This window comes from Achromobacter xylosoxidans A8 (genome assembly GCF_000165835.1).
Classification (GTDB): domain Bacteria; phylum Pseudomonadota; class Gammaproteobacteria; order Burkholderiales; family Burkholderiaceae_B; genus Achromobacter; species Achromobacter xylosoxidans_B.
The window spans coordinates 2898137-2920130 of the sequence record NC_014640.1; the positions used below are offsets into that span (position 1 = coordinate 2898137).

General features: G+C 65.7%; 15 protein-coding genes. 8 read left to right on the forward strand and 7 right to left on the reverse strand.

The window, feature by feature from the left end; genetic code table 11:
- Window positions 1-23: 23 nt before the first annotated feature.
- A complete protein-coding gene (locus AXYL_RS13470) occupies window positions 24-755 on the forward strand; it encodes a pseudouridine synthase (RefSeq protein ID WP_013393347.1) in 732 nt (243 codons plus the stop codon).
- A gap of 67 nt (window positions 756-822) precedes the next feature.
- Here AXYL_RS13470 and AXYL_RS13475 read toward each other — a convergent pair whose 3' ends face one another.
- Complete coding sequence (locus AXYL_RS13475) at window positions 823-1728, reverse strand: LysR family transcriptional regulator (RefSeq protein WP_041655497.1); 906 nt, start codon at window positions 1726-1728, stop codon at window positions 823-825.
- Window positions 1729-1999: 271 nt separating this feature from the next.
- Here AXYL_RS13475 and AXYL_RS13480 point away from each other — a divergent pair, with 271 nt between their 5' ends.
- From AXYL_RS13480 to adeC, 3 genes are read left to right on the forward strand one after another with little or no spacing between them, the layout of a single operon-like run.
- The gene (locus AXYL_RS13480) at window positions 2000-3181 is read left to right on the forward strand and encodes an efflux RND transporter periplasmic adaptor subunit (RefSeq protein ID WP_013393349.1); all 1182 of its coding nucleotides are present in this window, start codon (window positions 2000-2002) and stop codon (window positions 3179-3181) included.
- A gap of 17 nt (window positions 3182-3198) precedes the next feature.
- The gene (locus AXYL_RS13485; RefSeq protein WP_013393350.1) at window positions 3199-6381 is read left to right on the forward strand and encodes an efflux RND transporter permease subunit; all 3183 of its coding nucleotides are present in this window, start codon (window positions 3199-3201) and stop codon (window positions 6379-6381) included.
- Window positions 6378-7844 (forward strand): AdeC/AdeK/OprM family multidrug efflux complex outer membrane factor, encoded by a 1467-nt coding sequence (adeC, locus tag AXYL_RS13490; protein ID WP_013393351.1) that lies wholly within the window; start codon window positions 6378-6380, stop codon window positions 7842-7844. The genes AXYL_RS13485 and adeC overlap by 4 nt, the downstream gene beginning before the upstream one ends.
- A gap of 70 nt (window positions 7845-7914) precedes the next feature.
- Here the strand turns inward: adeC and AXYL_RS13495 are convergent, their stop codons facing one another.
- Together AXYL_RS13495 and AXYL_RS13500 are read right to left on the reverse strand one after the other, a co-directional pair.
- Entirely contained in the window at window positions 7915-8166 is a 252-nt protein-coding gene (locus tag AXYL_RS13495) for a GlsB/YeaQ/YmgE family stress response membrane protein (protein ID WP_013393352.1), read from the reverse strand.
- Between the two features lie 134 nt (window positions 8167-8300).
- Window positions 8301-8915 carry an SCO family protein gene (locus AXYL_RS13500; RefSeq protein ID WP_013393353.1) on the reverse strand — a complete coding sequence of 205 codons (615 nt, stop codon included), beginning with the start codon at window positions 8913-8915 and terminating at the stop codon, window positions 8301-8303.
- Between the two features lie 247 nt (window positions 8916-9162).
- On the opposite strand from AXYL_RS13500, the gene AXYL_RS13505 reads away from it, so the two are divergent.
- Window positions 9163-9918 (forward strand): class I SAM-dependent methyltransferase, encoded by a 756-nt coding sequence (locus tag AXYL_RS13505; RefSeq protein WP_013393354.1) that lies wholly within the window; start codon window positions 9163-9165, stop codon window positions 9916-9918.
- Window positions 9919-9971: 53 nt separating this feature from the next.
- Here AXYL_RS13505 and AXYL_RS13510 read toward each other — a convergent pair whose 3' ends face one another.
- The 4 genes from AXYL_RS13510 to AXYL_RS13525 form a co-directional block, all read right to left on the reverse strand.
- Window positions 9972-12038, reverse strand: a complete 2067-nt coding sequence (locus AXYL_RS13510; RefSeq protein WP_013393355.1) for a M3 family metallopeptidase — start codon at window positions 12036-12038, stop codon at window positions 9972-9974.
- Window positions 12039-12210: 172 nt separating this feature from the next.
- Window positions 12211-13062, reverse strand: coding sequence for a bifunctional methylenetetrahydrofolate dehydrogenase/methenyltetrahydrofolate cyclohydrolase FolD (gene folD / locus AXYL_RS13515; protein WP_013393356.1), 852 nt, complete (start codon window positions 13060-13062; stop codon window positions 12211-12213).
- Complete coding sequence (locus AXYL_RS13520; RefSeq protein ID WP_013393357.1) at window positions 13059-13685, reverse strand: response regulator transcription factor; 627 nt, start codon at window positions 13683-13685, stop codon at window positions 13059-13061. Before AXYL_RS13520 ends, folD begins: the two co-directional genes overlap by 4 nt.
- Window positions 13682-15436 (reverse strand): PAS domain S-box protein, encoded by a 1755-nt coding sequence (locus AXYL_RS13525; RefSeq protein ID WP_013393358.1) that lies wholly within the window; start codon window positions 15434-15436, stop codon window positions 13682-13684. Before AXYL_RS13525 ends, AXYL_RS13520 begins: the two co-directional genes overlap by 4 nt.
- Window positions 15437-15786: 350 nt before the next feature.
- Between AXYL_RS13525 and aceE the strand changes: the two genes are divergently transcribed.
- From aceE to lpdA, 3 genes are read left to right on the forward strand one after another with little or no spacing between them, the layout of a single operon-like run.
- A complete protein-coding gene (aceE, locus tag AXYL_RS13530; RefSeq protein WP_013393359.1) occupies window positions 15787-18495 on the forward strand; it encodes a pyruvate dehydrogenase (acetyl-transferring), homodimeric type in 2709 nt (902 codons plus the stop codon).
- Between the two features lie 12 nt (window positions 18496-18507).
- Window positions 18508-20160: a dihydrolipoyllysine-residue acetyltransferase gene (gene aceF / locus AXYL_RS13535; protein ID WP_013393360.1), complete on the forward strand. Its 1653-nt coding sequence runs from the start codon at window positions 18508-18510 to the stop codon at window positions 20158-20160.
- Window positions 20161-20172: 12 nt separating this feature from the next.
- On the forward strand, window positions 20173-21948 hold the full coding sequence (lpdA, locus tag AXYL_RS13540) for a dihydrolipoyl dehydrogenase (protein WP_013393361.1): 1776 nt from the start codon (window positions 20173-20175) through the stop codon (window positions 21946-21948).
- Window positions 21949-21994 lie beyond the last annotated feature (46 nt).

Below are 21994 nucleotides of genomic sequence, written 5' to 3' on the forward strand. Positions count from 1 at the left end.
GGCGTCCGCATACAATACCGGCCATGGAAAAAGTACGTATCTCCAAGCTCATGTCCGAGCGTGGCCTGTGTTCGCGCCGCGAGGCCGACACCTATATCGAGCGCGGCTGGGTGCGGGTCGACGGCGTGGTGGTGTCCGAACTGGGCGCCCGGGCCTACCCTGACCAGGTCATCACGCTGGAGCGCGCCGCGCAGGCGCGCCAGACCTCGCGCGTCACCATCCTGATCAACAAGCCGGTGGGCTACGTGTCGGGCCAGGCCGAAAAAGGCTACACGCCCGCCGTGGCCCTGATCGACTCCCGCTCCCGTTATGCCGGCGACCGCGCGCCGCAGCGTTTCGAGCGGGCGCACCTGGACGGGCTGGCCGTGGCCGGCCGCCTGGACATCGACTCGCAAGGCCTGCTGGTGCTGACGCAGGACGGCCGCATCGCCAAGCACCTGATCGGCGAAGACTCCAGCGTGGACAAGGAATACCTGGTGCGGGTGCAGGGAAATCTGTCCGACAACGGGCTGGCGCTGCTGAACCACGGCCTGTCCCTGGACGGCAAAGCGCTCAAGCCGGCCCAGGTGCGTTGGCAGAACAGCGACCAGCTGCGTTTCGTGCTGCGCGAAGGCAAGAAGCGCCAGATCCGCCGCATGTGCGAGCTGGTCGGCCTGAAGGTGATAGGCCTGAAGCGTGTGCGCATCGGGCGGGTGTCGCTAGGCGACCTGCCGCTGGGGCAGTGGCGCTATCTGCGCGAGGACGAGCGCTTCTGATTAGCCGATCTGGTCGACAGGTGTTGTCGGCCAGTCCTAGATTTTTCAGTCTGTTTCCGACTCCCCTTTATTTCATGAAAGCGGGAGTATTCTTCGCCTGCCCCATGTCGCCCAGGCGCTCCATCAGGAATTCGATGAAGATCCTGGTCTTGGCGGGCAGCAGCCGCGTCTCTGTCACGGCATAGACCGGGAGCGGACCCAATTGCCAGTCGGGCAGCACGCGTTGCAACTGGCCGGACTGCTGTTCCGCCTGTTGGCCGCCCACCAGCACCACGATGCCTGCGCCCAGGATGGCGAGACGCCGCGCCATGGCGACCCCGTTGACGGAAAAGCGGTTGCCCGGCGTGAACTCGATGTGTTGGCGGCCGTCGGTCAAAGGCCAGGGCGTGACTTGTCCGGCGCCCTTGGCGCGGAACTCTATGCATTCATGCCGGGTCAAGTCGCTGGGATGCAGCGGTTCGCCGTGCTTTTCCAGGTATTCGCGCGAGGCGTACAGATGGGCCGGCAGCATGCCCAGCAGTCTTGCAATCTGTGACGAGTCGGGCAGTTCGCCGATTTCGATCGAAATATCGCAGGTCTGGAACACGCGCTGCGCGTGGTCCGGATTGGCCAGATCAAGGAAAAACGTGACGTCGGGGTAGCGGCGGGAAAATTCCATGAATGATTCAGCCAGGAAGTCCGTGCCGAAATCCGCGGGCATGTTCACCCGCAGCGGCCCTGCCGGCGTGTCGACCAGCTTCTGCAGTTCTTCGTGGGCGATCTGCGCCTCGGCCACGATGCGCTGGCAGCGTTCGAAGTACAGACGCCCGGCGTCGGTCAGCTCGACCTTGCGGGTGGTGCGGCTGAGCAGCCGCAAGCCGACGGACCGCTCCAGTTCGGCCACCTGGCGGGACAAGGTCGACTTTGGAATGCCCAATATCACCGCCGCGCGGCTGAAACTGCGCGTTTTAGCGACTTCGACGAAAAGTTCCATGCCTTGCAAGCGTTTCATGGCCGAATTTTGTCATATTCAAGGGTATGGCCATTGTCCCATAAATGGAATGATGTTTTCTCAACATGCCCCTTTGTTTCTCGGGCGGGATAACTCAGAATGCGAGTTCTGCAATGCAGCAATGCGACAAAGCCCAGCCTGCGTGTTCGAGGCAAATCCACCCCATCGATGCGCACGGAACGCTCATACGCGATCCGGGGCGGGCTTTTTTTTGTTGAAATCGGGAATGCAATCTATGGATAAGAAAAGCGCTATGTGGCGCAGCGCTGCGGTCGTCACGCTGACGGCATCGGCTCTCACGCTGGCCGCTTGCGGCAAGAAGCAAGACGCTCCCCAGGCGGGCAAACCCCAGGTAACGGTCGTGACGCTCGCCACGCAGCCCGTTTCGCTGACCACCGAACTGCCCGGCCGCACCTCGCCATTCCGCGTGGCCGAAGTGCGTCCCCAGGTCAACGGCATCGTCCAGAAGCGCCTCTTTACGGAAGGCGGCGAGGTCAAGGCGGGCCAGCAGCTCTACCAGATCGATCCCGCCCTCTACCAGGCCAGCCTGGATAGCCAGAAGGCCGCCCTGGCGCGCGCCCAGGCGCAGCAGAAGACCGCTGCGCTGCTGGCCGAGCGTTACAAGCCGCTGGTCGCCACCCGCGCGGTCAGCCAGCAAACCTACGACAACGCCGTCGCCGCGCGCGACCAGGCGGCTGCCGACGTGCTGTCGGCCAAGGCGGCGCTGGACACGGCGCGCATCAACCTGGTCTACACCAAGGTGCTGTCGCCCATCGACGGCATCATCGGCCGTTCCGCGGTGACCGAAGGCGCGCTGGTGACGGCCAACCAGACCACGGCTTTGGCTGCGGTGCAACAGATCGATCCCATCTACGTCGACGTGACCCAATCCACTGTCCAACTGCTGCGCCTGCAGAACGCGCTGGCCAGCGGCCAGTTGAAGAAGGCCGATGGCGAGCAGGCCGCGCTGGTGACGCTGACCCTGGAAGACGGGTCGCAGTACAGCCAGCCGGGCAAGCTGCAGTTCTCGGAAGTCACGGTGGACCAGGGCACGGGCTCGGTGACCTTGCGCGCGGTGTTCGCCAACCCGGACCGCCGCCTGCTGCCGGGCATGTTCGTGCGCGCCCGCCTGGCCGACGGCGTGGCTGCCGACGGCCTGCTGGTGCCGCAACGTGGCGTGACGCGCAACCAGCGCGGCATTCCGACGGCGCTGGTGGTCAACGCCAAGAACCAGGTCGAATTGCGTGAACTGAAGACCGACCGCGCCATCGGCGACAAGTGGTTGGTCACCGACGGCCTGGCCGCCGGCGAAAAGGTCATCGTGGAAGGCTTGCAGATGGTGCGCCCGGGGGCTGAAGTGGTCGCCACCGAAGCCAGCGCCGCCGCACAGCCGGCGCAGCAGCCGCAAGCAGCCGCCGCGGCGGCCAAGCAGTAGTAGTCAGGGAGCCTTGCATGGCAAAGTTTTTTATCGATAGACCAGTCTTCGCATGGGTGATCGCGATCGTGCTGATGATGGCCGGCGCGCTGTCCATTTTGAAGCTGCCGGTCTCCCAATACCCCAACATCGCGCCGCCGGCCATCGGCATCGCGGTGACCTACCCGGGCGCGTCCGCGCAGACCGTGCAGGACACCGTGGTGCAGGTGATCGAGCAGCAGATGAACGGCCTGGACGGTCTGCAGTACATCTCGTCGGAAAGCAACTCCGACGGCAGCATGTCCATCACTCTGACTTTCTCCCAGGGCACCAACCCTGATACCGCGCAGGTCCAGGTGCAGAACAAGCTTGCGCTGGCCCAGCCGCTCTTGCCGCAGGAAGTGCAGCAGCAGGGCATCCGTGTCACCAAGGCCACCAAGAACTTCCTGATCGTGGCGGGCTTCGTGTCCACCGACGGCTCGATGACCAAGGACGACCTGGCCGACTACGTCGCCTCCTACGTCCAGGACCCCATCAGCCGCACGCAGGGCGTGGGCGACTTCCAGCTGTTCGGCTCGCAGTACGCGATGCGCATCTGGCTGGATCCGGCCAAGCTCGTCAACTACGGCCTGACCACGGTCGACGTGGTGACCGCGATCAAGGAACAGAACGTGCAGGTGTCGTCCGGCCAGCTCGGCGGCCTGCCGTCCGTGCGCGGCCAGCAACTGAACGCCACCATCATCGGGCCGTCGCGCCTGGAAAAGGCCGAAGACTTCGGCCGCATCCTGCTCAAGGTCAACGCCGACGGTTCGCAAGTGCGATTGGGCGATGTGTCCACCATCGAGCTGGGCGGGCAGACCTACGCCATCGACAGCTTCTACAACGGCAAGCCGGCCTCGGGCCTCGCGGTCAAACTGGCGCCGGGCGCCAACGCGCTGGACACGGCGCAGGCGGTGCGCGACACCATCAACAACTTGAAGCCGTACTTCCCGCCGGGCATGGACGTCGTCTATCCGTACGACACCACGCCGTTCGTCAGCCTGTCGATCCACGAAGTGTTCAAGACGCTGATCGAGGCCATCATCCTGGTCTTCCTGGTGATGTACCTGTTCCTGCAGAACTTCCGCGCCACCATCATTCCCACGCTGGCCGTGCCGGTGGTGTTGCTGGGCACGTTTGGCGTGCTCGCGACGTTCGGCTATTCCATCAATACCCTGACCATGTTCGGCATGGTGCTGGCCATCGGCCTCTTGGTCGACGACGCCATCGTGGTGGTGGAAAACGTCGAGCGGGTGATGGCAGAAGAAGGCTTGTCGCCCAAGCAGGCGACCCGCAAGTCCATGTCGCAGATCACCGGCGCCCTGATCGGCATCGCCATGGTGCTGGCGGCCGTGTTCATTCCCATGGCCTTCTTCGGCGGGTCCACGGGCGTGATCTATCGCCAGTTCTCGATCACCATCGTGTCCTCCATGGTGCTGTCCGTGATCGTGGCCATCGTGTTCACGCCGGCCTTGTGCGCGACCCTGCTCAAGCCCATCCCCAAGGGCCATCATGGCGCCAAGAAGGGCTTTTTCGGCTGGTTCAACCGCAGCTTCGAGCGCAGCAGCAACGGCTACGCCAATACCGTCGCGCGCGGCCTGAACCGCAGCAAGCGCCTGATGGTGATCTATCTGGCGCTGGTTCTTGCCATGGGCTGGATGTTCACCCGCATCCCGACCGCCTTCCTGCCGGATGAGGACCAGGGCATTCTGTTCGCCCAGATCCAGACGCCCGCCGGCGCCACGGCGGAAGCCACCAAGGCCGTCATCGACGACGCCACCAAGTACTTGCTGACCGAGGAAAAGGACGCCGTCACCTCGGTGTTCGCGGTCAACGGCTTCAACTTCGGCGGCCGCGGCCAGAACGCGTCCATCCTGTTCATCAAGCTGCGCGACTGGGAAGAACGCGGCGACGCCCGCCTCAAGGCCGGCGCCGTGGCGCAGCGCGCCAACGCGCACTTCCGCAAGACGGAGCGCCGCGGGCAATTGTTCGTGGTGCCGCCGCCGTCCGTGATGGAACTGGGCAACGTCACCGGCTTCGACTTCCAACTGATGGACCGCGCCGGCGTGGGCCACGAGAAGCTGCTTGCCGCGCGCAACCAGCTGCTGGGCGAAGCCGCCAAGAGCCCGGTCCTGCAGGGCGTGCGCCCCAACGGCATCGAAGACGCGCCGCAGTACCAGCTGGACATCGACCGCGAGAAGGCGCGCGCCCTGGGCGTGGCGGTCTCGGACATCAACAGCACGCTGGCCACGGCCTGGGGCTCGTCCTACGTCAACGACTTCATCGACCGCGGCCGCGTGAAGAAGGTGTTCGCGCAAGGCGAGGCTTCCTCGCGCATGCTGCCGGAAGACCTGAACAAATGGTACGTGCGCAACAAGGCGGGCGACATGGTGCCGTTCTCGGCGTTCGCCAAGGCCACCTGGAGCTACGGTCCGCAAAAGCTGAACCGCTACAACGGCGTGCCGTCGTACAACATCCAGGGCCAGGCGGCGCCGGGCTACAGCTCGGGCGCGGCGATGGCGGAAATGGAGAACCTGGCGTCCAAGCTGCCGGTGGGTGTGGGCTTTGAATGGACCGGCCTGTCGTTCGAAGAGCGCCTGTCCGGCGCCCAGGCGCCCGCGCTGTACGCCATTTCGCTGATCGTGGTGTTCCTGTGCCTGGCGGCGCTGTACGAAAGCTGGACGATCCCGTCGGCGGTGATGCTGGTGGTGCCGCTGGGCATCATCGGGGCCTTGCTCGCCACCATGATGCGGGGCCTGTCCAACGACGTGTACTTCCAGGTGGGCCTGCTCACAACCATCGGTTTGGCGGCCAAGAACGCCATCCTGATCGTGGAGTTCGCCAAGGAGCACTACGAGCAGGGCGCCAGCCTGACGGAGTCGGCCATCCACGCCGCGCGCCAGCGCCTGCGTCCCATTCTGATGACGTCGCTGGCGTTCATCCTGGGCGTGACGCCGCTGGCGATCTCGTCGGGCGCGGGTTCGGGCAGCCAGAACGCCATCGGCACGGGCGTGATCGGCGGCATGCTGACCGGCACCTTCCTGGCCATCTTCTTCGTTCCGGCCTTCTTCGTAATCATGCTGCGCGTCTTCAAGGTCAAGCGCATGAGCGAAAACGTCGACGAGCACGACACCAGTGCCCATGGCACGCAGGGCGTCTCGACGGAGGGCCAACCGCAATGACATTCCCGATGAGAACCTTGCTGTCTGTTTCCCTGGCGGCGGCCCTGGCGGGCTGCTCGCTGGCCCCCACCTACGAACGGCCGGATGCGCCGGTCGACACGGCCTATCCCACGGGTCCGTCCTACCAGGCGGCCCAGCCCGCCGACGCGGGCGGCCTGCTGACCGCCGACATCGGCTGGCGCGATTTCTTCGGTTCGGATCCGCTGCTGCAACAGCTGATCGAACAGTCGCTGGCGAACAACCGCGACCTGCGCGTGGCGGCCTTGAACGTCGAAGCGGCGCGGGCCCAGTACCGCATCCAGCGCGCCGACCTGATGCCCAGCGTCGGCATCGCCGGCCAGGAATCGGCCCAGCGTTCGCCGGCCGACCTGAGCCCGAGCGGCCGCGCCACCACCAGCCACAGCTACCAGGTCGGCGCCGCTATGTCGGCCTGGGAACTGGACCTGTTCGGGCGTATCCGCAGCCTGAGCGACAAGGCGCTGGAATCCTATCTGGCGCTGGATGAAACCCGCACGGCGACCCAGCTGACGCTGATCGCCGAAGTGGCCAACGCCTACCTGACCCTGCGCGCCGACCAGGAACTGCTGAGCCTGACGCGCGAGACGCTCAAGAGCCAGCAGGATTCCTTCAAGCTCACGCAGCAGAGCTACGACCAGGGCCTGTCGACGTCGCTGGACCTGAGCCAGGCGGAAGTGTCGCTGCGCACCGCCGAGCGCAACCTGTCGCAGTACACGCGCCAGGCCGCGCAGGACCGCAATGCGCTGGTCCTGCTGGTGGGCCAGCCGCTGTCGCCCGAGATGACGGCGGCGCTGGACAACGCGGTCAGGCTGGACGACGGCATGCTGCCGACCACGCTGCCCGCTGGCCTGCCGTCGGACTTGCTGGCCCGCCGCCCGGACATCCGCGCGGCCGAGCACCAGTTGAAGGGCGCCAACGCCAACATCGGCGCGGCGCGCGCGGCGTTCTTCCCGACCATCAGCCTGACGGGCTCGGCCGGCACCGCCAGCGCCAGCCTGGGCGGCCTGTTCGAAGGCGGTTCGGGCGCCTGGAGCTTCGTGCCCCAGATCACCGTGCCGATCTTCGCTGGCGGCTCGCTGCTCGCCGGCCTGGATCTGGCCAAGGTGCAGAAGAACATCCAGGTCGCGCAGTACGAGAAGTCGATCCAGACAGGTTTCCGTGAAGTGGCGGACGCCCTGGCCGGGCGCGGCACGCTGGACGAGCAGATCCAGGCACAGCAGCTTCTGGTGGCCGCCAACCAGCGCGCCTACGACGCGTCGGACCAGCGCTTCCGCCAAGGCATCGACGACTATCTGAGCGTGCTGGATTCGCAGCGTTCGCTGTACACCGCGCAGCAGGCCCTGGTCGATACGCGCCGGGCCAGGCTGTCCAACCTGGTCACCTTGTACAAGGTGCTGGGCGGCGGCTGGACCGAACGCACCGTGACCGCCCAGGCTCAGCAGTAAGGGCGGGCGGGCAATAAAAAACGGGCCGATCGAAAGATCGGCCCGTTTGCATTCCTGATCCAGCAGGGCGTCAGGCGCGCTTCTTGGCGATCAGGCCCACCACGAACAGCACGACGATCGCGCCGACGACCGACCCGATCCAGCCTGCCGGTTCGCCCGGTGCGTACCAGCCCAGGGACTGGCCCAGGAAGCCGGCAACGACCGAGCCGACGATACCCAGGATGGTGGTCATGATGATCCCCATGTTCTGGTCTCCGGGCATGATGGCGCGGGCGATCAGGCCCACGACGAACCCGACGATGATCATGATGATGATGCTCATGCGCGTACTCCTTGCTGGAAGTAAAAGGGGGCAGTGTGGCTAGATGATACTCACGCCCCGCGCACAGCGGCTGTAACAACTGGTGTATGGCGCGCGCGGGCAACATTCCGCCGCGCGCGGCCCCCCCTCGACGTTCAGGACGTCAGATCGATCAACTGGCGCACGTCCTTGGTCATGGCCTCGATGCTGTCGGTGTCCGAAGCCAGCAATCGCGCCTTCCCATCTTTGTCGAATATATACACGCCGCGGCTGTGCGTGACTTCGTACATATCGGCGTCGTCGCCCGGACGCGGCTTCTCGATCTGGTAGGCCACGCGATAGCGGCGCGCCAGGTCCGCGATCTGCTTTTCATCGCCGGTCACGCCGATGGCGTTGTTGTTGAAGGCGTTGACGTAGGCCTGCAGGATGTCCGGCGTGTCGCGGTGCGGGTCCACGCTGACGAACAGGATGCGCACATCGCGGGCCTTGTCGCCCAGGTTCTGCAGCACGGCCGTCAACTGCGCCATGGTGGTGGGGCAGACGTCCGGGCAACTGGCGTAGCCGAAGAACAGCAGCACCGTCTTGCCCTTCAGGTCGTCGCTGCTGATCGTCTTGCCGCCCGCGCCGGGCAGCGAGAACTTCAGGTCGGGCAGGTGTCCCTTGACGTTGTACAGGGTCCAGTCGACGTTCCTGTCGCCGCAGGCAGCGAGAAACACGCACAGGGTCAACAGCAGGCTGCGCAGGGCGCGGCCGGAAATGAGGTGTCGCATGAGTCCAAGGGCCGGTAGGGGGTAAACCTTTTGATTCTACCCGCAAGGCGCGGGTGGGGCGGAGCGTGGCGAGGGCGAGGATTTGGGACCGCCTTGTCCTGGCGCAAGCCATGGCGCCGCGACCGCCTGGCCCACTTGTAAAGCTTTGTCTGTTTATTGTTGGGAAGTGGCGAAATCGCCTGATCCGGCGCCTGGCTCCCGCTACATTCAGGGCCGTGTCAGATTTCAGCATCCAGAGGCGCCACACATGGACATGCCGGTCAGGAATTCCTTGGGCTATCCCTACTACCCGTACTACCCCGTCGTGCTCGACCTCCTGCGCAGCCGCCTGGCGGACTCGGTGCTGGACGCGCCCTGCGGACTGGGCTGGCTGGGCGACATGCTGCCCGCCGCCAGCGGCCGGCAGGTCGATATCGACGGCGTGGGACTGTGGGAGTTTCCGCAGGCTGGCGGCGGCTATCGCCAGCTAAGCGAGCACGACCTGGAAACGCCGCTGACGGTGGCCACTGCCTATGACGCCGTGGTCTGCTGCGAAGCGATCCATCTGCTGACCAATCCCGGCGTGCTGATGCAGAGCTTCCACCGCGCGCTGCGGCCGGGCGGCACGCTGATCATCACCACGCCCAATACCTGGTACTTCCGTTCGCGCCTGCAGTTCCTGCTGCGCGGCTTCCATTCCGGGTTCCGGCCCATGGTGGGACGGCAGCGCGGCGAGGATTACATCACCTACTTCCCCTGGAGCTTTCCGCAGCTGCACCTGCTGCTCAAGCACTACGGCTTTACGGACATCACGTTGCACGACGTGGACGAGCACAAGCCCAAGCGCATGGTGGAGCATGTGCTGGCGGTGCCGTCGCGGCTGTACTACGGGCGCCGGCTCAGGCAGGCGCAAGACGAGGAAAGCCGCCGCTACTGGCAGCAGGCCGGCTCCGACCAGTCCGTGCATGGCCGCTGGCTGGTGATGTCGGCGCGCCGGCCGGTTGCCGACGCCGTTGGCGGATAGAAAGAAAACGGCCCGCCAGGGCGGGCCGTCGGCTTGCGCACGGGGCGCGCCGCTCAGGCGGGCGTCATGCCGCTGTGGCGCAGCAGGGCGTCGATGCGCGGGGCGCGTCCGCGGAAGGCGGCAAAGGATTCAGCCGCCGGGCGCGAGCCGCCCACGGCCAGCACCTCGCGGCGGAAGCGCGCGCCGGTTTCGGGATCCAGCGTACCCAGGGCGTTGCCAGCCTGGCGCGCCGCCGCTTCCTCGAAGGCTTCGTAGGCGTCGGCCGACAGCACCTCCGCCCATTTGTAGCTGTAGTAGCCCGCGCCGTAACCGCCCGCGAACAGGTGCGAGAAGGCATGCGGCAGGCGGTGCCAGGCTGGCGGGAACAGCACGGCCACTTCCTGGCGCACTTCCTGCAGCAGGGCCAGCACTTCGGCAATCGAGGCGCCCTGGGCGCGGTCGTGCATCAGCATGTCGAACAGCGCGAACTCGATCTGGCGCACGGTCTGCATGCCGCTCTGGTAGTTGCGGGCGGCGACCAGGCGGTCGTAGAGCGCGCGCGGCAGGGGCTCGCCCGTGTCGACGTGGGCGGACAGCTTCTGCACCACTGCCCATTCCCAGCAGAAGTTCTCCATGAACTGCGAGGGCAGTTCGATGGCGTCCCATTCCACGCTGGCGAAGGCCGCCGCGCCGGGTTCGTCCACTTCGGACAGCAGGGCGTGCAGCGCATGGCCGGTTTCATGGAACAGCGTGATGACGTCGTCGTGCGTCAGGACGGCGGCCTTGTCGCCGTTGGGGCGCGAGAAATTGCAGGTCAGGTAGGCGATGGGCGTCTGCACCTTGCCAGCCACGACGCGGCGCGTGCGTTCGCTGTCGACCCAGGCGCCGCTCTGCTTGCCGGCGCGGGCGTACAGGTCCAGGTACAGATAGCCGATGAGTCCGCCCTTGGGGTTTTCCACGCGCACACCGCGCACGTCGCCGTGCCAGGACGACACCGGCGTTTCCGCCAGGCGCACGTCGAACAAGGTTTCGATGACCTCGAACAGGCCGGACAGTACGCGCGGTTCGGTGAAGTATTGCTTCACCTCGTCTTCGGAATAGGCGTAGCGCGATTCGCGCAGGCGCTCGGAGGCGTAGGCCACATCCCAGGGCTGCAGGTCGTCCAGGCCCAGTTCGCCGGTGGCGTAGGCCTTCAGTTCCGCCAGGTCGCGCTGGGCGTAAGGCTTGGCGCGCGCGGCCAGGTCGCGCAGGAATACGGTGACTTCCTGGGCATCGCGGGCCATGCGGGTCTGCAGGCGCAGCGCGGCGAAGGTGCCCAGGCCGAGCAGGCCGGCTTCTTCGGCGCGCAGGGCCAGCAGTTCCTCGATCAGGGGCGAATTGTCGAACTTGCCGTCGCCGTGTTCCGACGCCACGGTGCCGTAGCCGCGGTACAGCGCCTCGCGCAGTGTGCGGTCCTGGGCGTACTGCATGACGGGCAGGTAGCACGGCATCTTCAACGTGAGCTTCCAGCCCGGCTTGCCGTCTTCCTCGGCGGCGGCGCGGGCGGCGGCCCGCACGTCGGCCGGGATGCCGGCCAGGCGGGCTTCATCGTCGACCAGCAGCGACCAGGCGTCGATCGAGTCCAGCACGTTTTCGGAGAACTTCTGTGAAGCCTGGGCCTCGCGGTCGGAAATGGCGGCGTAGCGTTCGCGGTCGGCGCCTTGCAGTTCCACGCCGCTCAGGCGGAAGTCGCGCAGGGCCATTTCCACGATGCGGCGGCGCACCGGCGTCCACGACGCGAAATCGGGGGCGGCGGCCAGGCGCTGGTACTGCTTGTACAGGCCTTCGTGCAGGCCGACCCAGGTCGAGAATTCGGTCACCAGGGGCAGGGCGGCGTTATAGGCTTCGCGCAATTCCGGCGTGTTGACCACGGCATTCAGGTGGCCGGCCACCGACCAGGCGCGCCACAGGCGTTCCGAGGCGGTATCCAGCGGTTCCACCACGGCGTCCCAGGTAGGCGCCAGCGCGGGGTCGGCGGCGCGGTCCACGGCCTGGCGGGCGATGCCCAGCAGTTCCTCGACCGCGGGCACGATGTGTCCGGGCTTGACGGCCGCATAGTCGACGAGGTCGGAAACAGGGGCGAGCAGGGGGTTCTGGGACATGGCGGTAGCGGCAGGAATGAGTACAGGAATCAGATAAGGGCGATTCCGGGGAATGCAAGCGGGAGGGGTGTGGCCAGGGCGGCGCAGGTGCAAAAAACGTCGCTGCCTGGCGCGCCTGACCGATCAGGCAGCGCCGCGGAACCTGATTCCCCGGCGCTGCGTCCATCCTGGTTCAGCCGGCGGCGCGTTCCGCGGCTTCGATGGTGTTGACCAGCAGCATGGCGATGGTCATGGGACCCACGCCGCCGGGGACGGGCGTGATCGCGCCGGCCACTTCCTTGGCCGAGGCGAAGTCCACGTCGCCGCACAGCTTGCCGTCGGCACCGCGGTTGATGCCCACGTCGATAACGACGGCGCCAGGCTTGATCATCGAGCCATCGATCATGCCGGGCTTGCCGGTGGCGACCACCAGCACGTCGGCGCGGCGGGTCTGGGCCGCCAGGTCGCGCGTCTTGGAATTGCAAATGGTGATGGTGGCGCCGGCTTGCAGCAGCAGCATCGCCATGGGTTTGCCGACGATATTGCTGGCGCCCACGATCACGGCTTCGGCGCCGCGCAGCGTCACGCCTTCCGATTCCAGCATCTTCATCACGCCATAGGGCGTGCAGGGGCGGAACAGGGGCTGGCCGGTCATGAGCAGGCCGGCGTTGCTGATGTGGAAACCGTCCACGTCCTTCTCGGCCGCGATGGCCTCGATGACCTTGTGCGAGTCCATGTGCTTGGGCAGCGGCAGCTGCACCAGGATGCCGTGGATGGTCGGGTCCTGGTTCAGGATGGCGATGCGGGCCAGCAGTTCGGCCTCGGTCATGTCCGCGGGGTACTGTTCCTTGACGGAATGCAGGCCGGCCTTTTCGCAGGCGGCGACCTTGTTGCGGACGTACACCTGGGAGGCGGGGTCTTCACCCACCAGCACCACGGCCAAGCCGGGGCGGGTGCCCTTGGCGGCCAGGGCCGCAACGCGTTGGGCCGCTTCTTCGCGAATGCACGCCGACAGGGCCGCGCCGTCGATAATCCTTGCCGTCATGCCGTCGCCTCGGGTTTGGCCAAGGCCACTTTCATCAAATCAGCTACGGTGGTCACTTCAAGTTTTTCCATGATGTTGGCGCGGTGCGCCTCTACGGTCTTGATGCTGATGCCCAGGTCGTCGGCGATCTGCTTGTTCAAGCGGCCCGCGACGATGCGCTCCAGCACCTGCTGCTCGCGCGCGGTCAGGCGCGCCAGCATGGCTTCGTGGTCTTTCTGGGCCTGGTGCTTGCTCACGCGCTGCGTGGCCTGCTCCAGCATGCGCGCCACGATCTCGCGCAAATCGGATTCATTGAACGGCTTTTCCAGGAAGTCGACCGCGCCTTTCTTCATGGTGGACACAGCCATCGGTACGTCGCCGTGGCCGGTGATGAACACGATGGGCAGCGGGGCATTGCGGGCGAGCAGCTGTTCCTGCAGTTCCAGGCCGCTCATGCCGGGCATGCGCACGTCGGCGATCAGCACGCCGATCTGGCTGGCGTCATAGTCTTCAAGGAAGGATTCGCCGCTGGCGTAGGCGCGAACGCGATAGCCATTGGCCTCCAATAGCCAGCGCAGCGAATCGCGGACCGCTTCGTCGTCGTCAACAATGAAAACCGTGCTCGACAGGTGGGGCGTGTTCATGCGTGCAACTCCTCGGACTGATCGTTCTGGGCCTGCGACTGGGGTGCAGCGCAGGGCAGGGTAAAGCGGAAAATGGTGCCGCCGGCGGGATTGGGATCCGCCCACAGGCGACCATGGTGCGATTCAATAATGGTACGGCAGATATTCAGCCCCATGCCCAGGCCCTGGGTCTTGGTGCTGAAGAAGGGTTCGAACAGGCGCTCGGGTTCGGCCAGGCCGTGGCCGCGGTCGACCACCGCGACCTCGATGTGCTGTTCATGCAGGATCACGGCGACCTTGAGCTCGTCGGATTCACTCTTTTCCATGGCCTCCAGCCCGTTCTTCAGCAGGTTCAGCAACACCTGCTCGATCAGGATGGGATCGGCCAGCACGTCCGGCGCGTTCGACGGCACGAAGCGGTCGATGCGGATGCGGCGCTTGCGGGCGTCGATCTCGGCGAAGCCGATGGCGTTGTCGACAATCCGGCTGATCGCGACGCGCTGGCGGCGGGGCTCGCTGCGCTTCACGAACTCGCGGATGCGGCTGATGATCTTGCCCGCGCGTTCGGCCTGCGAGGCAGCCTTTTCCAGGGCCGGCAGCAGCATGTTGGGGCTGGTGTGGCCGGCCTTGACCAGGGCGACGGCGCCCATGCTGTAGTTGGCGATGGCGGTCAGCGGCTGGTTCAGTTCGTGCGCCAGCGACGAGGCCATTTCGCCCATGGTGGTCAGGCGGCTGGTGAGCTGGATCTTCTCCTGCTGCACGCGCGAGGCCTCTTCATGGACGCGGCGTTCAGTGATGTCGCGCGCCACCTGCATGCGCACGCGGCGGCCGTCGGTCCAGGCCAGCATGCGATGGTGCACTTCGAACCAGCGCTGCACCGAGGGCGCGAAGACTTCCACGGATTCGTCGGTGAAGCGGCCGCGGCGTCCGGCCAGCAGCTCGTCGTGGCCGCCGGTCTGGGCGCCGAACACGCGGCGGTAGGTGCGGTTGGCGAACAGCAGTTCCAGGCCGTCGTGGGTGTCGGCGGTGACCGAAATCGCGTCATCCAGGCCTTCCAGCACCGTCATGAAACGCTCGTGCGCGGCCGTCAGGGCCTCGCGGATGCGCTTGGGTTCGGTAATGTCGGTCATGGAGGTCATCCAGCCGATCTGGTTGCCATTGGGGTCCAGCAGGGGCGACACGTACATGCGCGCCGTGAAGCGCGACCCGTCGCGGCGCTGCGCCTCGACTTCGAGGCCGCTGCTGGGGGTCTTGCCGGACATCAGCACGTCCAGGGTGTGCTGGTGCTGCTCGTGGCGACCCGGCACCCAATAAGGGAAGGGCGGGCTGCGGCCGATCAGGTCAGCCTCGTTCCAGCCGATCATGCGGCAGAACGCCGGATTCACATAGGCGATGCGGCCCTCCATGTCGAGCACGCGCATGCCGGTGGACATGGAGTTCTCCATGGCGCGGCGGAATCCGGTTTCGGCGATCAGGGCGGCCTCGGCCGCCGAACGGAAGCGCGTATAGCGCCACAGCATCAGCAGGCTGATGACGATCACACAGGACAGGGCCAGCACCACCCAGATCAGGCGCTGCTGGCGCATTTCCTGGTCGATGGTGACAAACATGACGCTGTCGTCATGGATGCGCTGCAGCCAGAAAAACACCGCCATCACACAGATATAGAGGATCAGCACCATTGCTGGCGTGACCCAGTACACCCCGCGTCGGCGAGTGCGGGCGTGATCGTGGAACGGCGTAGGAATATTGGACTTGGGCGCGCTGGACATGGAATTCGGGCCGGATAGACCGCGCATTTTAGTGCGTGTTGGCAGGGATTTGCCGGGATTCGACTCGTCCTTTTGGAGTACCTGCGTAAAAGTATGACGCCAAACCGTTCAGCTGGCTTTAAATTTTCCGCATTATGAAATGCCGTACCGCAACATGAAATTTTTCTTGCGACCGGTTAACCTTCTTTCTTAGAATGCCCGCTGATAGGGAACCGACCCAGTAGCAGGTCTCTAGAACACCCCGACCCATGCCTTGCATGGTAGCCCGGATGATCCCGGCTACCATGCAAGGTCCGCGAGTAGATAAATAAGCGGGTGCGGTCACGAACAAACCCAATAGGAGACACACGATGTCCTCTTTCGCCCAGGCTGGCGCCGTGCAGGCTGCCAACGACGAAGACACCCTTGAAACCCAGGAGTGGCTCGAAGCCCTGGCGGCAGTCCTTGATCGTGAAGGACCGCAGCGCGCCCACTATCTGCTCGAACGCCTGATCGACGAAGCGCGCCGTTCCGGCGCGCATATCCCGTTCTCGCCCAACACCGCCTACGTCAACACGATTCCTCCCGGCCTGGAGCCGGCCCACCCGGGCAACCTGGAACTGGAATCGCGCATCCGCTCGTACGTGCGCTGGAACGCCATGGCCATGGTGGTCAAGGCCAACAAGCACAACCCGCCGGACGGCGGCGACCTGGGCGGCCACATCGCCTCCTTCGCCTCCCTGGCCACCATGATCGGCTGCGGCCAGAACCATTTCTGGCACGCCGAAGACGAAAACCACGGCGGCGACCTGGTGTACTTCCAGGGCCACACCTCGCCCGGCATGTACGGCCGCGCCTACCTCGAAGGCCGCCTGACCGAAGACCAGCTGAACCACTTCCGCCAGGAAGTGGACGGCAAGGGCCTGTCCTCGTACCCGCATCCGAAGCTGATGCCGGACTTCTGGCAGTTCCCGACCGTATCGATGGGCCTGGGCCCGCTGATGGCCATCTACCAGGCCCGTTTCCTGAAGTACCTGCACGCCCGCGGCATCGCCGACACCAGCAATCGCAAGGTCTGGGTGTTCTGCGGCGACGGTGAAATGGACGAGCCCGAATCGCTGGGCGCCATCGCCCTGGCCGCGCGCGAAAAACTGGACAACCTGATTTTCGTCATCAACTGCAACCTGCAGCGCCTGGACGGTCCGGTGCGCGGCAACGGCAAGATCATCCAGGAGCTCGAAGGCGACTTCCGCGGCTCGGGCTGGAACGTGATCAAGCTGATCTGGGGCGGCTACTGGGATCCGCTGCTGGCGCACGACAAGGAAGGCATCCTGCGCCAGATCATGGAAGACACGGTCGACGGCGAGTACCAGGCGTACAAGGCCAACGACGGCAAGTTCGTGCGCGAACACTTCTTCGGCAAGCACCCCAAGCTGCTGGAAGCCGTGTCGCGCATGAGCGACGAAGACATCTGGCGCCTGAACCGCGGCGGCCATGACCCCCACAAGGTGTACGCCGCGTTCAACGCCGCCGCCACCCACGAGGGCCAGCCCACCGTCATCCTGGCCAAGACCATCAAGGGCTACGGCATGGGCCACGTCGGCCAGGCCAAGAACCCGACCCACCAGCAGAAGAAGCTGGAGCTGGACTCGATCCGCGAATTCCGCGACCGTTTCGGCATCCCGATCCCGGACGACAAGCTGGAAGACCTGCCGTACTTCAAGCCGGCCGAAGACTCGCCCGAAATGAAGTACCTGCACGAGCGCCGCGCCGCGCTGGGCGGCTACCTGCCGCGCCGCCGCGCCAAGGCCGACGAGCATCTCAAGGCCCCGGCGCTGGACGCCTTCAAGGCCGTGCTGGAGCCCACCGCCGAAGGCCGTGAAATCTCCACCACCCAGGCCTTCGTGCGCATCCTGAACCAGGTGCTGCGCGACAAGGAACTGGGTCCGCGCGTCGTGCCGATCCTGGCCGACGAATCGCGCACCTTCGGCATGGAAGGCCTGTTCCGCCAGATCGGCATCTACGCGCCAGAAGGCCAGAAGTACACCCCGGTCGACAAGGACCAGGTCATGTACTACAAGGAAGCGGCCGACGGCCAGCTCCTGCAGGAAGGCATCAACGAAGCGGGCGCGATGAGCTCCTGGATTGCGGCGGCCACGTCGTACTCCTCGAACAACCGCATCATGATCCCGTTCTTCATCTACTACTCGATGTTCGGGTTCCAGCGCATCGGCGACCTGGCCTGGGCGGCTGGCGACATGCAGGCGCGCGGCTTCCTGCTGGGCGGCACCGCCGGGCGTACCACGCTCAACGGCGAAGGCCTGCAGCACGAAGACGGCCACAGCCACATCCTGGCGTCGACCATCCCGAACTGCGTCTCGTACGACCCGACCTTCGGCCATGAACTGGCCGTGATCATCCAGCATGGTTTGAAGCGCATGGTGGAAGACCAGGAAAACGTCTACTACTACCTGACGGTGATGAACGAAAACTACCCGCAGCCCGGTCTGACCCAGGGCGACGAGGAAGGCATCATCAAGGGCATGTACAAGCTCAAGTCGCACGGCAAGGGCAAGAACCGCGTGCAGCTGATGGGCTCGGGCACGATCCTGCGCGAAGTCATGGCCGCGCAGGGACTGCTGGAAGCCGACTGGGGCGTGGCTTCGGACCTGTGGAGCGTCACCAGCTTCACGGAACTGCGCCGCAACGGCCTGGACGCCGAACGCCACAACATGCTGCACCCCGACGAGAAGAAGCCGCAGGTGGCTTACGTCACGGAACAGCTGGCCAAGACGGAAGGCCCGATCATCGCGTCGACCGACTACATGAAGCTCTTCGCCGACCAGATCCGTCCGTTCGTGCCCAAGGGCCGCGAATACAAGGTGCTGGGCACCGACGGTTTCGGCCGCTCGGATTTCCGCTCGAAGCTGCGCGAGCACTTCGAAGTGGACCGCCACTTCGTCGTGGTCGCCGCGCTGCGCGCGCTGGCCGACGAAGGCAAGGTGCCGGTCGCCAAGGTGGCCGAAGCCATCAAGAAGTACGGCATCAATCCGAACAAAGCCAACCCGCAATACGCCTGAGGGTAAAGAGACATGAGCAACATCGTGCAAATCAAGGTTCCCGACATTGGCGACTTCAAGGAAGTGGAAGTCATCGAAGTGCTGGTGGCGGTGGGCGACACGATCAAGGCCGAACAAAGCCTGATTACCGTCGAATCCGACAAGGCCTCGATGGAAATCCCCGCGTCGCAAGGCGGCGTGGTGAAGTCGATCAGCGTGAAGGTGGGCGACAAGGTTGCCGAAGGCACGGTCGTGCTGGAAGTGGAAGCGGCGGGCGAGGCTGCAGCCCCCGCAGCTGCGCCGGCCAAGGCAGAGGCTCCCAAGGCCGAAGCCAAGGCTGCCCCGCAGCCGGCCACCGCCGCGCCGGCTGCGCCGGCTGCCGCCAGCGGTCCGGTCAACATCGAAGTGCCGGACATCGGCGACTTCAAGGAAGTCGAAGTCATCGAAATCATGGTCGCGGTGGGCGATACGATCAAGGCCGAGCAAAGCCTGATCACCGTCGAGTCCGACAAGGCCTCGATGGAAATCCCCGCCTCGCAAGGCGGCGTGGTCAAGGAAGTGAAGGTCAAGGTTGGCGACAAGGTCGCCAAGGGCTCGGTCGTGGTCGTGGTGGAGGGCGCCGCGCCCGCCGCCGCTTCAGCCGCGCCGGCTCCGGCCGCCAAGGCTGAAGCCGCCGCTGCACCCGCGGCCAAGGCCGAGGTTGCGCCGGCGCCTGCCGCGCAGCGTCCGGCGCCCGCCGCCGCGCTCGAAGACGCCGATCTCAAGCCGGGCCAACTGCCGCACGCTTCACCCTCGGTGCGCAAGTTCGCGCGCGAACTGGGCGTGAACCTGAGCAAGGTCAAGGGCTCCGGTCCCAAGGACCGCATCACCGCCGACGACGTGCGCGGTTTCGTCAAGCAGGCGCTGGCTGCCGGCCCGACGGCCGCCGCGGGCGGTTCGGCCGATGGCGCCGCGCTGGGCCTGCTGCCGTGGCCGAAGGTCGACTTCACCAAGTTCGGCCCGATCGAAGCCAAGCCGCTGTCGCGCATCAAGAAGATTTCCGGCGCGAACCTGCACCGCAACTGGGTCATGATCCCGCACGTCACCAACAACGACGAAGCGGACATCACCGACCTGGAAGCGCTGCGCGTCACGCTGAACAAGGAAAACGAGAAGTCGGGCATCAAGGTCACGATGCTGGCCTTCCTGATCAAGGCCGTGGTCGCGGCCCTGAAGAAGTTCCCCGAGTTCAACGCCTCGCTGGACGGCGACAACCTGGTGCTCAAGCAGTACTACCACATCGGTTTTGCCGCCGACACGCCCAACGGGCTGGTAGTGCCCGTGATCCGCGATGCCGACAAGAAGGGCATTCTGCAGATCGCCCAGGAAATGACCGACCTGTCCAAGAAGGCGCGCGACGGCAAGATCTCGCCCGCCGACATGCAGGGCGGCTGCTTCTCGATCTCGTCCCTGGGCGGCATCGGCGGCACCTCGTTCACGCCCATCATCAACGCTCCTGAAGTGGCCATCCTGGGCGTGTCGCGTTCCGCGCACAAGCCCGTGTGGGACGGCAAGCAGTTCGTGCCGCGCCTGATCGTGCCGCTGTCGCTGTCGTACGACCACCGCGTCATCGACGGCGCCTCCGCCGCGCGCTTCAACGCCTATCTGGGCGCCTTGCTGGCCGACTTCCGCCGCATCGCGCTGTAAACGGGGAGCCCCATGAGCAATACCGTTCAAATCAAAGTGCCGGACATCGGCGACTTCAAGGAAGTGGAAGTCATCGAAGTGCTGGTCGCCGTGGGCGACACGATCAAGCCTGAGCAAAGCCTGATCACCGTCGAGTCCGACAAGGCCTCGATGGAAATCCCCGCGTCGCAGGGCGGCGTGGTGAAGTCCATCAACGTGAAGGTCGGCGACAAGGTCGCCGAAGGCGCGGTCGTGCTGGAAGTAGAAGCCGCAGCGGGTGCCCCCGCAGCCGCCGCGCCGGCCGCCAAGGAAGCCCCCAAGGCTGCCGAGGCGCCCAAGCAGGCCGCTGCGGCTCCGGCCGCCGCGCCCGCCGCGGCCAGCTTCAAGGGCTCGGCCGACGGCGAGTACGACATGCTGGTGCTGGGCGCTGGCCCCGGCGGCTACTCCGCCGCCTTCCGCGCCGCCGACCTGGGCCTGTCCGTGGTCCTGGTGGAACGCTACGACACCCTGGGCGGCGTCTGCCTGAACGTGGGCTGCATTCCGTCCAAGGCGCTGCTGCACAACGCCGCCATCATCGACGAAGCCCGCGAGCTGGCTGCCCACGGCATCAGCTTCGGCGAGCCCAAGATCGACCTGGACAAGCTGCGCGGCTACAAGGACAGCGTGGTCGCCAAGCTGACCGGCGGCCTCGCCGGTATGGCCAAGGCGCGCAAGGTCACCGTGGTGCATGGCGTGGGCGAATTTGCCGACCCCAACCACCTGACCGTCAAGGCCGCCGACGGCAAGACTCAGACCCTGCGCTTCAAGCAGGCCATCATCGCCGCCGGCAGCCAGTCGGTGAAGCTGCCGTTCCTGCCCCAGGACGACCGCATCGTCGACTCCACCGGCGCCTTGCTGCTGCGTGAAGTGCCCAAGAAGATGCTCATCGTCGGCGGCGGCATCATCGGCCTGGAAATGGGCACGGTGTACTCCACGCTGGGCGCGCGCCTGGACGTGGTGGAAATGCTGGACGGCCTGATGCAGGGCGCCGACCGCGACCTGGTCAAGGTATGGCAGAAGAAGAACGCCTACCGCTTCGACAACATCATGTTGAAGACCAAGACCGTGGGCGCGGAAGCCAAGAAGGACGGCATCTACGTCAGCTTCGAAGGCGAAGGCGCTCCCAAGGAGCCGCAACGCTACGATCTGGTGCTGCAGGCCGTGGGCCGCAGCCCCAACGGCAAGAAGATCGGCGCCGACAAGGCGGGCATCGCTGTGACCGACCGCGGTTTTATCGAGGTCGATCGCCAGATGCGCACCAACGTGCCGCACATCTACGCCATCGGCGACATCGTCGGCCAGCCCATGCTGGCCCACAAGGCGGTGCATGAAGGCCACGTTGCCGCCGAAGCCGCCGCAGGCCAGAAGTCCTTCTTCGACGCTCGCGTCATTCCGTCGGTGGCCTACACCGATCCGGAAGTGGCCTGGGTCGGCCTGACCGAGGACGAAGCCAAGAAGCAGGGCATCAAGATCGAGAAGGGCGTGTTCCCCTGGGCCGCCTCCGGCCGCGCCATCGCCAATGGCCGCGACGAAGGCTTCACCAAGCTCATCTTCGACGCGGAAACGCATCGCATCCTGGGCGGCAGCATCGTCGGCACCCACGCCGGCGACCTGATCAGCGAACTGGCCCTGGCCGTGGAAATGGGCGCGGACGTCGTCGACATCGCCAAGACCATCCACCCGCACCCGACCCTGGGTGAATCGGTGGGTATGGCTGCCGAAGTCGCCGAAGGCGTCTGCACCGACTTGCCGCCGATGAAGAAGAAGTAAGGCGCGAGGCGCCCGTCCGTGGACGGCCGTCTGCTCGCGCAAAGCA